Here is a 15,713-nt window from a genome sequence, read left to right as displayed (position 1 = left end):
CGAATCGGATTTTGAAGGAAGTAAACGGCTCCTTTCTGGTTCGAAGATAAATCGGAGCGATTGGCCGATCTTACCTGTCGATGCGGCTCAAAAGACATGAAAAAAAGGCCTAGACACGATCGTCCAGACCTTATTAATCGCTATGTATGCCATCCGCCTGCTTCAAATGAAAAATATTGCGGAGTAGGAGACCTAGAATTCATGAATTTTCTAGATCACATAATGCTATCGGAACAAATGATTACTTTAAGTGAAATTATGGCCTCTTTCTAAATCCTCTTTCATTCATGTCTTCAAATTCTCCTGATTCTATTCTCGGGCCAATAGCCTTAACGGTTTCCCTCCAGGCATAATCTCTATTCTCCCTGTACTTTTTCGGGAGCTTATCGACAATATCATAACAATCTACTAATACTCCTGGCTCTAATTCATCTAAGATGCGATCAATCGCTTCCCTTGGAATAGCAGTCTTTATGGGCGATCCAGCGAAAAGCTGTCCTGTGAAAGTCATGCGCTTTTCTCCCCCGCCTGATCCAATCGTTAGATTTCCATTAGAATCAACAACAATACCATCATCGCAATTTTCAAGGTACGTTTCACCCGAAGCGAATAATGCGCCAGAAGTATGCAAAGGAGTCATCACTTCAAAATTATGATTAAGTTTACCCTTCACTCTTATTCCTTTATGCTCCATATCAAGTCGTTTGATAACAAGTTTTCGTGGCGGTTCAACTTTAATTATCAGAACAATGTCCCCTGAGCCCTTTCGGATCGTTATTTCGGAACCAACGATTTCTACATCCCAATTATCTGAGGATGTTTTCCAAACGCTATTCTCTATTCTAAAGACTTCCTTTCCATCCCGATCAGTCATTAGTGCATTAATTAGAAACGGTCCTCCCGGCTCCTCTGGCGGGGTTATTGATAAAACTGGATCGCCGGATATTTTTAAAAGCGTTTTTACATTCTTGAATTTAACAGTGCCCATTTCAATCTCGGGATGTTCTTCTCGACCAATATAAAGATCCCCCCGTGAAAATCCTTCTTGTTTGCATTTTGGGTTGAGGGCTTCTTTTTTCACAGATTCTTTATCCAAGAATCCGCTTGTGACAAGGCTATGATGCTCCTTGCAAAGAAGAACAATGCAATCTGGATCATGTTGAGTTGCTTCCGCATACACAGGATCAACATGCTCATACTCAGTTATTGCGAAACCGCAAATCACGCAGCCGAACCCGCATCGCTGACGTATTTCCCTCGCTATTGAGTCAGGTATATTTCTAGACAAGCCGTGTTTATTCATTCTATCGCCCCTTAACTTTAAAATGCATCGCTATTATGGAATGGATATAACTTAAAAATAAACCATTTATTTTCCAATATAATGACATTAACCTGTGTTACTTCATAAAAAATAAAAAGCTCTCTACTGTCGATAAATGTAAACGCACGTTCCTATATAATGAAGTGAAAAACAAGCAAAAGATGTTTTTTTGCAGGAATGAATTTGATCCAATTATCGCGCTGAAGTCGCATATCGCACTATTAAATGTGCTTAATCATGCTAAGGATTTTGTGGAGGAGGATTCTAAGCGGCTCAATTTTGCAATCAGAAAAGTAGTGGGCAAAGTTGTTGGCTGCAGAACTCAAAAATCGCGACAGTCAATGCGAATTAACAAGATGTTGATATGAATGTGGAGGAAGAGCTCCTTATGATTGGGGTCCTAATACTAGATGAACAAACTAAAGTTATGAACGACATTTACCGATTAAATAGTAAGCCAAGTATTGATAAATGAACGGATAAGAGGGGATATCGGATGAGCATTTTAGAATCACGACAAAAGAACGACAACTCCCAAAACGCTGACAATACATTCTTATGGGAAGATTTTCGCCAACGAATAAAGAACATTATTTTCAGACTTAACGAAAAGCGTCCCATTTTTGGAGGGAAAGCCTTACTTCTTGGGGCCGGGAATGGGAATGATATTCCACTCGAACTTTTTGAAGAAAATTTCAACGAAATTGTACTTGTTGATATAGATAAGCACGCACTGGATAGGTTCAAGAAAAAAGTCCAAAATCCTAATAAGTTCACTTGTGTCATTGCGGATTTATCTGGTGTAGCAGATCAGCTTCCGTCTTCACTGAATGGTAAATCTGAAGCAGAAACGATTAAACTTATGGAGAGTTTAACCTACAATCCAAAATGGACGGAATTAGTTAATGGCCAATTTGATTTTATCATGACCTGTCATCTTACTACACAGTTGGTAGCTCCCCTGTTTATGACTCAATTAAAATCAATTCCATCCCCACACAGTCCATTTAACGTAGCGTTGAATCAATTAGCCGTTAATGTTGTAGATGGTCTGTTAAAATCGTTAAATCCCTTGCTTAAAAAAGACGGAGTATTTTTACATTCGACAGATACATTTGAACTTAGCATCGATGGTAATGGTAAACCCATTAGACCAGGCACAGCGGAAATAGTATCAGCAGTTAATGGAGATCTTAACAGACTTCATACCATTTTACCTTTTTTGACGGAATTGGCGACGAAAGGGTATCATATTACGGGAAGTTCCATATCAGAAGAAGCAGCCTCACTGTTTGAAAACCTTGGTCTTTTCATTACCCCTTGGAATTTTGAGCAAACCTCGTACATCATGAAGCATTATGTTGTTTTTAGCTATGCCTTCATAAAAAGGTATAAATAAGCCCACCCGACTGACTGAACTGCTCCCCGTCAGGTAGACAGTACAAAAATAAAGATCTATTAAGCGGCCTTAGCCCTGATTTCCTTGGGGCTGAGGCCGTTCTGTTTTATCTGTGAGGGAACTTGATGAGATCGGTCCATTTCATATAGAAATGTCAGGAAGTGAATTACTATGAATCTCATTTCCAACCACAGGTCTTAAGACGATGCCAACGGGTTGGCTAAACACTATTTGAGTCCGGTTAAGCGGACGACCTGAATGATCCTGCTCATTAAGGCGCTCATCGCTCATACAAAGCTGAAGGGATACTTTAGATTATACGATTATCATTAACATTTACATTTAATTTACCGATATTTAAAAATGGAAATAATTACATCCGTCGGAGGGATACACACAATGAAAAAAGTGGTTTTTGTTTTAGTTGCTTGTCTATTTGTTTTTAGTTTATTTGTCAATGCAGTATCAGCCACAAGCCCCTCATCAAAGGTTAGTATTAATGTCAGTAGTCAATATGGATCTTTAGCTCCTGGTCAGAGCTTCTGGGTTAGTGTTGGAGTTACGGGCGCTAGTACTGTGCTCAAGTCCACCGACATCGTGTTAAGTTATGATGAAAATGTATTCACAACGGATGGTGCTGTACGCTTTGATGATAAATTAGGAAAATACGTATGGAGAGGTGACATGTATTATGTCGCTGATGATTATGCGGAATATAGTACGGATGCATACACGACCGAATTCCCCTATCTAGTAGACTTGAACCCATTTGATGGTAAGCAGGAGATTGTATTATCTGCACATGCAAAAGAAGGGAAAACGATAAAACCTTCTTCTGAGAAGATATTCTCTTTCGTCTTGACTGTGAAGGATGACATTTCGAATACGAAAACATCCATTAATGTAAATGCGAGTAAATCGGTGCTTATTGATGATAAAGGCAAGGCGCTAGCAAGTTATGCGTCATCTTCCGCAAATATTTCAGCTGCAGTGCCCAAAAGCATCGACATTGTTCCAGGTGTTTTGGACTCCAGTGCCGATCCCATTCAAATAGTCATTGATAATAATATGGAACTTAATGCCCGGGCTTTCTACGAAAATGGCGACAGCTCCTACGTAACCGAATTTACTTCCTGGGAATCGTCAGACACTAGTGTTATCACGGTTCCAGCCTATGGAAGTATAAAAGCAGTTGGAATCGGTAAAGCTTCATTAATCGTAAAACTAGGTTCCGTGACAAGTAAACACACAGTGATTGTTTTACCAAAATCGAAAGCAAATGAAATCGTCTATCATGATGGCATTGGATGTGCATGCAAGGATGCCTCAAAAATGAATAACCCCTATGTTAAGATTGTGGTCAATGGACAGCTAGTTGGGGAAGGTCTTATTATCAATGGCAAGACGTACGTACCCATCCGGGTAATCTCGGACTCACTCGGACTATCCGTAGGTTACGACACAAACAAGAAAGGACCTACTCTGGATGGTAGAATTGTGAAGGATTTCGAAAAAAATGCTAACGTAACATATATAACGGCTGGAGAGCTTAGAACGTTACTAGGGGCAGAGGTCTTTCTAGATAATAAGAATAAGAAACTGTACATCGATAGACAGCAGTCGAAGTGACATAAAAATAGTTATGTATACTAATGCGGTAATTCAATCGCAGCAGTTGTTTTTTATTCTAACTTAAAAAAATTGGTTAATATAATAATTTCTCCCTCATTTGATATTTAAAGTAGTCGATATTAACAAACAACCCATGCCTTTTTCTTCTGCGCCATCGATAGCAATATTTGTATGAAAGCATAGAAGGCTGCCGCAATGGCAGCCTTCTTTAAGTGAGTTCCTGTAGATTTATTCAACCGCAGACCACGAAATCGTAAGGAACAGCGTCTTTAATCCCCGGTAGCCGAAATCGCCACCAGGTAGCGAAAGGGTTCCGCTTTCATCGCTGGCGGCCGATCAATCCCCTTCTCCTTAATTTCGGCCTTAAGTCCATCCGGAAAGTAAGAATCTCTAACTCCGGCGACTGTCGCCTGGGGCGACTTCGCCATCACGGCGGCTTGCTCGAAGCTGGCGCTGACATAGTACGTGATGCCCCCGTTGTAGCCTATAAAAATATAGCCCGAAGGATTAGCGGCATTCGGGGTGAAGGTCTGACTGCCGGGATTCTCGTAGACGATATACTGCCGTTTCGCACTCCCGTCATTCGAGATCACCTCTTGTATGCCCGTAAAGAAGAGACCGCTCAATTTCAACGATATCGCCTTACTGCCCATAGATACATGCTCAGCGCCGGGGATTTGGCGAATAGCATCGTAGTCACCCATGTCGATGGTGTGAACGCCGTCCGAAGGTTTGCCGAGGGAAGAGATCGTACTTGAAAAGAGCGCGATAAGAATGAGAAGATACACCACGACTTGAAACCCTTGCGAGGAGCGTCTGGCCGCAGACCACAGCTTTACCCGCGTGGGCGAAGATCTTCTCGCCGGTTTTTGCCACGCCATCGGCGCTTCCCCGCCTTGCGGATTCAGGAACGCGGCTCGGGCTCGCAGCGCTTGTGCTGCGTCAGTACGCCGGAATTTCATGAAGACGGCTGCCGCCAGCAGCATAGCATCGGTAAAATCGTAACGCTCCGAAAGCAGCGCGGTGAACCTCTCGCTGCAGACCAGTGCTCCGTCGTCGTCGCCGCTGCGCCAATAATAGGCGGCTTGCAAACTGATGAGGTCCGGATCGCTGTCATACATCGAGGCAGCCTGGTCCAGCGCGGATTTCATCACAGGCAGGTTATTGTCGCGCAGTGCACGCCAAGCCGTCTCCCTATGCCGAAAATAAGTTTCGTAATCCATGTCGCCGGCGCTCAGCAGCGCGTCGTAATTCATGCCCGCCGCACGATACGCCTTGTCGTATGCGTAGTGGAACACATTCGGGTATCGGAGATGCAGATTCGGCGGGGAAGCGTCCAGCCATTGGAAAGTGCGTGTCAGCAAGCCCCATACTGATAGAGGCAAATAATAGTGTCCATCTAAAAAAACCAGCAGCCGCCGCACGAGCACGGGCTGCAGCTGAACGTTCCATACGACGTCGTCCTGCAGCAGTTCCGTCCATCGCTCCGTATCAATGCGCCCGGGAAAGTCCGCGTAAAGGGATGCCACCCTATCCATAAATCGTTCAAGAGGATCCGTGTAGGCGTCTTGCCCGTTCGGTCTATGCCCAGTGCCAGAAATGGGATTCGGCACTGGTACGGTCTCCCGATCCAGAAACTCTTCCGCATCGTTCCCAGTTACTGGCCCGTTCGTTCCTCCACCGGATGGCGGGCCGAGCGTTCCAGCTGACAGATCCGGCGGTACAGAGCGCTTATCGCCAAACGGATCTAGAACTGGAACAGGTTGAAGAAGCCCCGCGTCCCGCTCATAGTCCGCGGCGTCGTCTGTGGACACAGACGTACTCAGTCGTTTCGCCAGCTTTTGCGCCCGTTCGTACGCTTCGCGCAGCTGCTGGTATCCTTCGGGATCGTCCTCGGGGTGATGAAGCTTTAATTGCGCGGCATACGCCTTACGAATCGCCTTGATGTCGGCCGTCTGTTCGATCCCGAGCTTTTCCCAAATACTCACTTAGTCGTTCCGCCTCTCCAGGCGATTGAGCTGACCCTTAAGCCATACTGCCGCCTTTTTCGTTTCTCTAAGGTCCTGCGAAGCAAGCACCTGTTCGAACTGGTTCATAAGCGCCGATATCTCTTCTCTCTCCGCGCCGAGCGCTTCTTCATAGAGCCGTTCGCCCCTGGCAAGCAAAAGCCGATTCTCAGCTTGTTCACGCGGATGGACCTTGATGTCCTTCAATTGACGAAACCGCTCTTCAATCTCGCGGTCTGACCATGCATGATTGCGATTGTTCAGAAACGCCCGCTGCTTCTGCCCGGTGCTATTTGTCGTAACCTCGACTTCCAGCAAGCCGTTAATATCGTAAGTAAACCGGACATCGACAGTTTGTTTGCCGGCAGCGTCAGGGGGAACCTTGATTTGCAGCTCGCCCAGCAGCAGATTATTTTCCACCCGCCTGTTCTCGCCTTGGTATACCTTTAATCGGAGATGCCGCTGCTTATCCTGAATCGTCTGAAATCTCTCCACTCGACTGACGGGGATCGGCGTGTTCCGTTCGATAATTGGACTGAAATACCCTTGTTCGTATTTGGTGCCTAGCTCTATTGCCGTCTCGACCCCGAGCGTGTACGGGCAAACGTCCGTAAGCACGACGTCGCGTAGCGATGCGTGACGTTCCTTCAAAGCAACCTGTACAGCCGCGCCGAGTGCGACTGCTTCATCCGGATTGATTTGCGTATACGGCAGCTTCCCGAACAGCTTGCCGACAATCGCTTTGACCATCGGCATTCGCGTCGCGCCGCCGATCAGAATGACGGCGTCGACGTCGGCTGGCCTTTGATCCGCGTCGCGCATCGCCCGCTCGATCGGATGCCGCAGACGCAGCGCGAGCTCACCAGCCAACCGTTCGAACGTTTCCCGATTCACGCGAATATCGACTGTTCGATCCTCCGCCATGAAGCTCATCCGCCCCTCTCCGCGCATGCTGATCGCCTGCTTGCACAGCTCCGCCTGTTTCCAAATCGCCGATTTCATCTTTGCTTCCAGCGCGTCTTCTTTGAGGCCCGACTCCCTCAAGCCGTGCTCGAAGAGCAGCCGTGTAAAATCTTCGCCGCCCAAATAATTGTCGCCGGCAATTGATTTGACCTCCATGACCCCTTCGAAAAATTCCAGCACCGACACATCGAAGGTGCCTCCGCCCAGATCAAACACGACAATTTTCGTTTCAGATTGCTGCTCGTGCAGGCCATAGGCGATAGCTGCCGCGGTTGGCTCATTGATCAAGCGCTCGACCTTCAAGCCGGCCATTTCCGCTGCGCGCTTCGTTGCCGTTCGCTGGGTATCGTTGAAATACGCCGGCACACTGATTACGGCTTCCGTGACTTCCTCGCCGAGAAACGCTTCCGAGTCGGCTTTTAGTGATTGGATAATGAAGGCGGACAAGGCTTCAGGCGTGAAGCGATGCTTGCCGAGCCCGTACATTTTCTCCGTGCCCATGAATCGCTTGAAGACCGCAGCCGTTGAATCGGGATGCGTGATCAGGCGCTCCTTGGCGATCTGCCCGACCAATACGGTCCCGCTTTCATCCACGCTAACGACGGAAGGCGTCAGATGCTCCCCCAGCGCATTCGGTATTATAACCGGTCCATTCTCCGACCAATAGGCGGCTAAACTGTTTGTTGTACCCAAATCAATGCCAATTGTCGCCATCTTTTTCTTTCCCCTCACTTCACATCATAATGGCGTTTTGTTTGTTCCATGTACATTTATACAGAATCCGCTGAATCTCCTCTTTTGTTTGGTGTTTTCTCAGGCTTCGGGCTGATGTTAAGGACACATGTATTAAAGATGTCCTCCCGTTAAACTCCATTAAAGAGCCGGCAGACTTATACGGGACATTGAAAACTATGGCTTATGCTATTAGAACCTTTTCTTCAAAACAGCGAACACCGGCAGGAACGGGGTATCTAAATTAAGGCGCTTGCCCGAAACACAAACACCAGATTCTTAGGCACTACGTAGTAACAGACGTAGAAACTTAATAAGAAAGCAAAAATGATCACTTAATCAAAATCCTATCCACTGTTCGCTCCGATGCCCACTTTATATAATTCAGAGGTAGCGAACCGACAGGATGGAGTGATCACGATTAACGCCGCAATTAAAACCGTACATATCGTATTCAAAACGCATTTGGACATCGGATTCACCGACTTAGCCCAAAACGTGCTCGACCAATATAGCCAATCGTTTATCCCGAGAGCCATCGAATTAGCCGAACGGATGTCAACTCACACCGGCTCCGAACGTTTCATCTGGACGACGGGCGCTTGGCTGATTCGCCACTACCTGGACCATGCCGCGCCGGGGGAAGTCGCTAGAATGGAAGAAGCCATCCGTAATGGCCATATCGTCTGGCACGGACTTCCTTTCACTACGCATACGGAGTTGATGGACAAACCGCTGTTTGAGTTCGGGTTATCCATCGGCAAGCGACTCGACGAAACCTACGGAAAACACACGATCGCAGCCAAAATGACGGATGTCCCCGGACATACGATCGGCATCGTCCCCTTGCTTGCCGCGGCAGGACTTCGTTACTTGCATCTGGGTACAAACTCCTCATCCAAAGCGCCTGACGTTCCGCCTGCCTTCATCTGGCAAGCGGTTGACGGCTCCGAAGTCATCGTCAATTATCACGATTCTTATGGCGACGCCATGGAGATTCCCGGTTTCGAGGATGCGCTCTATTTTGCCCATACGCTGGATAACGTCGGCCCGCCATCCATGGAGGACATTCTGGCGTTGTATCGCGATCTCGGGGAACGCTATCCCGGCGCCGTCATTCAGGCTTCGACCATGGACGCGTTCGCCGAGAAATTGTGGGTTCACAAAGCTTCCTTGCCCGTCGTTACGGAAGAAATCGGCGATTCCTGGATCTACGGACCACCAAGCGACCCGAGCAAAATTGCAGCCTACCGTGAACTCCTCCGTCTGCGGGACCGCTGGGTATCCGAAGGAAAGCTCGTTCCCGGCTCCGATGAGTATGAGAACTATTGCCTGAATTTGCTGCTCGTTCCGGAACATACGTGGGGCATGGAAATCAAGAAGTTCATGCCGGATTTCGTTAACTACGCGAAGGCCGAGTTCGCCGCCGCTCGGGAACAAGACGTGATCGGAGACAACCTGTTTCCAATCACCTATGAATTTGCAAGCCACTGGTCCTCCCGGCATACGAAGAAAACGGGAAATGCCGTATTCACCTATAGCGGCGTAGAACGTTCATGGGACGAACAACGGCAGTATATCCAGTCGGCATTAGCGTCGCTTAGCGCCGATAAGCGACGGGAAGCCGAGACGGCTCTAGGCAAACTTCGCCCCTCGCGCGCGTCCATAGCAAGCTATCATCCGATCGCAATCGGGCAATCTTATCGACTTGGACAGTTTGAGGTAACCTTCGCCGATGACGGATCAATTTGCTCCCTGACAGATAACCGCAATAAAGTATGGGCGGATGAGCATTCTCGCATCGGACGCTATGCCTATCAAACATTCGGATTGTCGGATTACCAGCGCTGGTACGAGCAGTACCATACCTATTGGGATCGCAATGCTGATTGGGTCATCGGTGACTTCGGCAAGCCCGCATTCGAATTCGCCAAGCCGACGCCAGTGAATCGGACATTCGTCCCGCGCGTGGAATCGATCTCGGCATTGGCCGTTCACGACTCTGACCAAGTCATCGTCAGGCTTCGCATGCCGCAAGAGGCCTGCGAGATCCAAGGCGCTCCGCGTGAGCTCGAGCTGACGTACCGCTTTGCCCTTGAACGAGCAGTCATCGAGCTTGAGCTCGATTGGTTCGATAAAGATGCGCATCGTTTGCCGGAAGCCAGCTGGCTCACGATTGCCCCGATCGTCAACAACGCCAACCTATGGCGAATGGATAAGGTGGGAGCGAGCCTCTCGCCGCTGGAAGTCGTCAAGGACGGCAATCGCAACATGCACGCGATCGAGTCGAAGCTGACGTATCGCGGCGCGGAAGGTGCAGCGACGATTCAAACGTTGGATGCGCCCGTCGTATCGATCGGCAAGCCGCGTCTGCTCCACTTTGACAATACGTTCGCCGATATGAACGGAGGCTTCCACTTCAACCTTCATAACAACGTCTGGGGAACCAACTTCCGGATGTGGTATGAAGAAGACTCCAAGTTCCGGTTCACGCTTGCGCTCGAATCGAACTAACACCACAGCAAGAGGCGAATAACAACGGCCCAAGGCGACTGCTTCTCTCACAGGAAGCAATCGTCTTGGGCCGTTCGTCGTTCGTTATGCTTTGCCCCTCTTGTACGTTCCCGGTGTGACGCCCGTGATCTTCTTGAAGGTGCGGAAGAAATGCTTCTCGTCCTTGATTCCGACGAGCGAAGATACTTCATTGGCCGTATAATTGCCCGACTTCAGCAATTCCCGGGCTTTGTCGATCCGGTATTGAATGAGAAACTCGATAAAATTCTGGTTATACGTTTTCTTGAATTGCTTGCTTAAATAGGCCGGGCTCATGCTGATGTGATCCGAAATCGATTGCAGGCTGATATCCTCGTTGTAATGTCGGATGATGTAATCCATCGCTTTGGCCATGACGGAATTGTTCCATATCTTCTCGTTCTTGCGAATCTGTTCGAAACAAATCTCGAGAAGGTCGTTCAAGGTCAAAAGCAGCTGTTCGAGGCTCGTGCTGCCGTTTAGCTTCCGGTAGACTTTAAGCTCGCTGCCGAGAAACGGTTCGGGATTCATGCCCAGCCGGTTCATCAGCTTCATTAACGTCACCGCGACATTGAAATTCAGCTTCATGAAGTTCTCCGATTGCTGATTCGACTGCCGGTAGAATCCTTCAAGAATGTCCATCGCGTTGTCTTTCTCGCACTTCTCCATGCTGAAGAACAATTTCTGCTCCGTCTCGAAGTCCATGACGACCGCGGCGGCATTCGCCTTGGATTCGATCTCCCGATAGAAGTACGTGCGATTGCCGCCTTGCGTCAACCTCGTCATCGCCGCTCGCCTTGCTTGGTCATACGATTTATGAATCTGAGACAACGAGCCGACCGCTTCCCCAACGCCGACGGTGACGGTGAATTTTAAATATAGCCGGGCCGTTTCGACGATTTCCCTTAACACCTTGGCGATTTGCTCTTCCAGCAACGGATCGGCCGGCGCATTGACCAGAAACCCTATTTCATGCTCGCCATCGAAGGGCAGTACCGTAACGCCGTGCTCCGCGATCATCTCGAGCGTTATATTCTCGATGCAATATTTGTACAGTTGCAGGTCTGCGGCCGACTTGCCGATCGCGACCCTCTCGAACTCGTCGATTCCCACGGTCAGCACGACGAACCTGTTGTACGGAAGCGAGATATCCATCGCCTTGAGATGAGCCCGCAGCTCGGTTTCATCCGTCTTCTCTTCTTCGATCCACTGCTGCAGCATCTGTTTTCTGGCGAGTTGAACGTACTTCTTCGCCCGATGATCCGTGGCTGTTATCCGTTTCGACTCCTCGGCATCCTTATGAATCCGGTTCTCGACGCGGGTCAGGCAGCTCTGAAGATCTCCCTTGCCGACGGGCTTCAATAAGTACGCGAACGCCCCTTCTTCCAAAGCGGTCTTGGCATATTCGAACGAATCGTAGCTGCTGACGATGACGACAATTGGAGACACGCTCGTCTTCTTCGTTTCCTGCAGGAGACGCAGACCGTCCATTCGCGGCATGCGGATGTCGGCCAGCACCACGTCCGGCCGAAAATCTTCCACCGCGGCCAAAGCTTCAACGCCGTCCGCGGCTTGTGCGATATGTTCGTACCCCAGGCCGAGCAATTCGCGCTCCAGCGATTCTCTCGTCAACTTCTCATCTTCCGCGATTAGTATTCTCATCGTTGCGTCCCCCTGTTCAATGGCAGCACGACCTTCACGACCGTCCCTTCGTCCGGTTCGCTCGAGACGGTAATTCCATACTCGTTGCCGTAGTAGAGCTTAATTCTCGCATTCACGTTATAGATTCCGACCCGGTCCCGCGTCGCGCTATGCAGCTCGGTCTGCGCGTTCTCGCCCAGCATCCTGTGCATTTCTTCGAGCTGCTGGCTATCGATCCCTTTGCCGTTATCTTCAATGTAGATCCATAGCTCGTTCGCGTAGGATTGGGCATAGATTTGGATAAGCCGTTCTCCGGATTTATCCTCCAGGCCGTGCAAAATAGCATTCTCGACGATCGGCTGCACGGTCAAGCGCAAAATATTCACGGCGAGCAGGTCCGCATCGACGTCGAAGACGACTTTGAACGCATCCCCAAACCGCAGCTGCTGCAGCGTCAAATACTTCTTCACATGATCCAATTCCTCGTCCAGCATCACGATGAATCTTCCTTTATTCAGCGAATAGCGGAACAGATCGGACAGATCTTGCACCATATCGCGTGCCATGGCGGCATTCTCGTTCTGAATGACCGCCTTAATCGAGGACAACGTGTTGTAGAGGAAATGTGGATTGATCTTGCTTTGCAGCGACTCGATCTCGGATTGCCTGCGGAACAGCTCGATCTCGTATTTCTCCTTAATAAGAAGATTGACGTTCGTAACCATCGTATTGAACCCTTTGACGATTTCCGCGAATTCGTCCTCTCCCCGCACTTCGGCGTTTACGGCGAAGTCCCCCCTCTGGAACCGGATGAACGACTTCTTCAACCGAATGAGCGGCGAAGTAATGAAGTTGGACAACAGAATCGACAAGAGGAGAATCGACAATACCAACACGGCGATAAGAACGAAATTGATCCGCTGCACGACTTGCAACTTCTGCTCGATGACACGCTCGGGCATGAACGTGAACACTTTAAATTTGAAATCCGATGCGTCGCTGTAGATGACGTATTGGTCTTTCCATCTGAAGCTCGTCTGCTTCGTATCGTCCACGAGCTTGGCCTCGGCAACCTTCTGCAGCTTATCGATTCCGGCGGGCATGATGCCATGGTTGAATACAACCGTATCGTCCTCCGCAAGAATAACGACCGTATCGTCGCCCGAGATTTTCCCATGCGTGACGAGCTCGCCGAATTTGGTCAGCTCCTGCGTGAATAGAGATGCCCCGATCGGTTTGTTGTCCGCGTTATAATCGAGCAGCATTCGCGTAACCCCGATGACATGGTTGTTCTTATGGTCGAGAATCGAACTCTTCATCGTTCGGTCGAGATCGATCAGCTTAATATCGGGCGCTTCGTTCGGACCCAGCGAATCTTGCGCCTTCGGAAGTGTCATTTTCGCGCCGTCTTTGGGTGTAAACCCGTCGGCATTTACGTACGTCGAGATGGTTCCGTCCAACGTGATTAAACCGACGCCGTCAAAGCGATCGTTATTGCTCAGGATGCTGGTGAAGAAATAGTTCACCCGGTTGGCGGCGTCGAAGTAGCCTTGGTCCATCGTTGCCGGGCTATAGGACAACAGCTTCCGAATGTCGGCCAGATTATAAACGAGCGCTTCGGATTGCTTCTGTATGCTGCGCAAATTCTCGTCGATGTTCGTGGAGATCTGCTCGTTTAACGTCTTCTTGTACGTGATGAAATCGGACTGGAACAGCTTTCGCGTACTGTTCTGTGAGATCGTGATCAGGATGATCGCGGGGATCGACGTGGCCAGGATCAAGAGCAGGAAGATTTTGAAGAACACTTTTTTCCGGTAGACCGATCGTATTTTTTTGAGCATAATCCCCCGCCGTTGATGTCATTTTGTCTTTTTTCATTATAGCGGAAGCGTTTGACTGACGGATATGCTTTCGGCGAAGAGCGCAATATATGGCACGATTGATCAAAAGTATTCACTATTCGGGCCGTGGAAGCAGCCTCTATAATAAAAATGTCAGAACGCGCGACTGGCACCAATACACACACATTCAAGGGGGATACATCGATGTTAAGAAAGTCCGTTCAGCTCGGAATCGCTGCAAGTCTCGTACTCACGCTCGCGGCATGCGGCAGCAACAGCAACAAGAATGATAATTCCGGTGCGGCTGCCAACAATTCGGCTTCCACGAATAATGCCAGCAACGCATCGACGAACAAAGATAGCAACCCGGACAACGAAGCTTTCGAAATTAGCGTCGCGCACTGGATTCTCGGTTCTTCCAACGCCTACGCCGAGCAATACATGAAGAACGTCGAAGCCCTCTATAAAAAGAAATATCCGAACGCCACGATCAAATGGAATCCGATCCAAGGCGAGAAATATCACGAGTTGCTTAAAGCCCAACTAGCTACAGGCAGCGCGCCAGACGTCTTCTTCCATCAGAACGCGCTCGTTCCGTTCGCGAAAGCCGGCTACCTGGCCGACCTCTCCGATCAGCCGTGGGCTTCGCAAATCATGGAAAGCACGAAGCCGGACAACGCGTACCAAGGGAAAATCTATGCAGCGCCGGTGGACGTCTCCGGGTGGGGAATCTTCTATAACAAAAAAGTCTTCTCCGACGCCGGCCTCACCGTCCCTACGAATTATCAAGAGTTCCTGGACGACAGCGAGAAGCTGAAGTCCGCGGGCATCATCCCGCTCACGGCCGGCTTCAAGGATGGATGGCCGATCTCCGGCACGTGGATCTCGCTCGCTTCCTTCGTCTACGGCGCCAACAAGAACGTAGCCAAAGACCTGTACGACGGCAAGACGAAAGTCGACGGTCCGGAATTTAAAGCCATGTTCGACGGCTACACGCAATTAGTGGAGAAGGGCTACTTGTCGAAGAGCGTCATGAGCACCGGCTACGATACGGCAGTGCAACAAGTCGGCGAAGGCAAAGCAGCCATGATGTTTAACGGCCCGTGGATGAACAGCGTCGTCGCTGACAAGTACAAAGTCGATCTCGGCTTCTTCCCGCTTCCGGACGCGCAAGGCAACGATTTCGTAACGACCGCTACGAACGCTTCGTTGTCCTTGAACGCCAAGTATCCGAACAGACAACGCGGCATCGATATGATTAACGCTCTGATCGATAGCAGCACGCTCCCTGGCTTGCTCCAGAACAGCGCGTTCACGGGACTGCCGAATATTACGATCCCGCAAAACACGAGCGGCGGCAAGGACTATGCCAACGCGTTGTCGACATACGATTCGCAAATGCAAATGACGCTATGGCTGCCACCTTCCGCGCAAGATGCCTTGTCGTCGGTCATCACGAAGATCACGGCCGGCAAAGCCTACACGGCAGCCGATCTGGATGCCGTCGACCAAGCGTATCAACGCGACAAAGGGCTTGTAAATATTCAATAATTACCAATTAGCTATTTATAACTTAGAAGACTAGCATTGGACTGTGGCGCGGCGTGCTGCGATTAACATTGGCAGCGTTCCGTGCCTTATTT

The 15,713-nt window shown here is 49.3% G+C and carries 9 protein-coding genes; 4 read left to right on the top strand and 5 right to left on the bottom strand.

Features of this window, described 5'->3' with window-relative positions:
* Positions 1-256: 256 nt before the first annotated feature.
* A complete protein-coding gene (locus tag AC50YL_RS33340; RefSeq protein WP_494837684.1) occupies positions 257-1,303 on the bottom strand; it encodes a hypothetical protein in 1,047 nt (348 codons plus the stop codon).
* A gap of 517 nt (positions 1,304-1,820) precedes the next feature.
* Here AC50YL_RS33340 and AC50YL_RS33335 point away from each other — a divergent pair.
* Together AC50YL_RS33335 and AC50YL_RS33330 are read left to right on the top strand one after the other, a co-directional pair.
* Positions 1,821-2,723 (top strand): hypothetical protein, encoded by a 903-nt coding sequence (locus AC50YL_RS33335; RefSeq protein ID WP_494837683.1) that lies wholly within the window; start codon positions 1,821-1,823, stop codon positions 2,721-2,723.
* Positions 2,724-3,122: 399 nt separating this feature from the next.
* Positions 3,123-4,352 (top strand): stalk domain-containing protein, encoded by a 1,230-nt coding sequence (locus AC50YL_RS33330; RefSeq protein ID WP_494837682.1) that lies wholly within the window; start codon positions 3,123-3,125, stop codon positions 4,350-4,352.
* A gap of 272 nt (positions 4,353-4,624) precedes the next feature.
* Here AC50YL_RS33330 and AC50YL_RS33325 read toward each other — a convergent pair whose 3' ends face one another.
* Together AC50YL_RS33325 and AC50YL_RS33320 are read right to left on the bottom strand one after the other, a co-directional pair.
* The gene (locus AC50YL_RS33325; protein WP_494837681.1) at positions 4,625-6,343 is read right to left on the bottom strand and encodes a hypothetical protein; all 1,719 of its coding nucleotides are present in this window, start codon (positions 6,341-6,343) and stop codon (positions 4,625-4,627) included.
* Entirely contained in the window at positions 6,344-8,038 is a 1,695-nt protein-coding gene (locus AC50YL_RS33320; protein ID WP_494837680.1) for a molecular chaperone HscC, read from the bottom strand.
* 429 nt (positions 8,039-8,467) lie between these two features.
* Here AC50YL_RS33320 and AC50YL_RS33315 point away from each other — a divergent pair, with 429 nt between their 5' ends.
* Complete coding sequence (locus tag AC50YL_RS33315) at positions 8,468-10,570, top strand: DUF5054 domain-containing protein (RefSeq protein ID WP_494837679.1); 2,103 nt, start codon at positions 8,468-8,470, stop codon at positions 10,568-10,570.
* A gap of 84 nt (positions 10,571-10,654) precedes the next feature.
* Here AC50YL_RS33315 and AC50YL_RS33310 read toward each other — a convergent pair whose 3' ends face one another.
* The gene (locus AC50YL_RS33310) at positions 10,655-12,250 is read right to left on the bottom strand and encodes a response regulator (protein ID WP_494837678.1); all 1,596 of its coding nucleotides are present in this window, start codon (positions 12,248-12,250) and stop codon (positions 10,655-10,657) included.
* Complete coding sequence (locus AC50YL_RS33305; protein ID WP_494837677.1) at positions 12,247-14,070, bottom strand: sensor histidine kinase; 1,824 nt, start codon at positions 14,068-14,070, stop codon at positions 12,247-12,249. The genes AC50YL_RS33310 and AC50YL_RS33305 overlap by 4 nt, the downstream gene beginning before the upstream one ends.
* 204 nt (positions 14,071-14,274) lie before the next feature.
* Here AC50YL_RS33305 and AC50YL_RS33300 point away from each other — a divergent pair, with 204 nt between their 5' ends.
* A complete protein-coding gene (locus tag AC50YL_RS33300; protein ID WP_494837676.1) occupies positions 14,275-15,621 on the top strand; it encodes an ABC transporter substrate-binding protein in 1,347 nt (448 codons plus the stop codon).
* Positions 15,622-15,713 lie beyond the last annotated feature (92 nt).

The organism is Paenibacillus sp. J22P277 (assembly GCF_059383675.1).
This window is presented reverse-complemented; position numbering and strand designations above follow the sequence as displayed.

Excerpts from the sequence above, each read along its gene's own strand:
- AC50YL_RS33340 (WP_494837684.1), bottom strand. The coding sequence starts at position 1,303 with ATGAATAAACACGGCTTGTCTAGAAATATACCTGACTCAATAGCGAGG.
- AC50YL_RS33335 (WP_494837683.1), top strand. The coding sequence starts at position 1,821 with ATGAGCATTTTAGAATCACGACAAAAGAACGACAACTCCCAAAACGCT.
- AC50YL_RS33330 (WP_494837682.1), top strand. The coding sequence starts at position 3,123 with ATGAAAAAAGTGGTTTTTGTTTTAGTTGCTTGTCTATTTGTTTTTAGT.
- AC50YL_RS33320 (WP_494837680.1), bottom strand. The coding sequence starts at position 8,038 with ATGGCGACAATTGGCATTGATTTGGGTACAACAAACAGTTTAGCCGCC.
- AC50YL_RS33310 (WP_494837678.1), bottom strand. The coding sequence starts at position 12,250 with ATGAGAATACTAATCGCGGAAGATGAGAAGTTGACGAGAGAATCGCTG.
- AC50YL_RS33305 (WP_494837677.1), bottom strand. The coding sequence starts at position 14,070 with ATGCTCAAAAAAATACGATCGGTCTACCGGAAAAAAGTGTTCTTCAAA.
- AC50YL_RS33300 (WP_494837676.1), top strand. The coding sequence starts at position 14,275 with ATGTTAAGAAAGTCCGTTCAGCTCGGAATCGCTGCAAGTCTCGTACTC.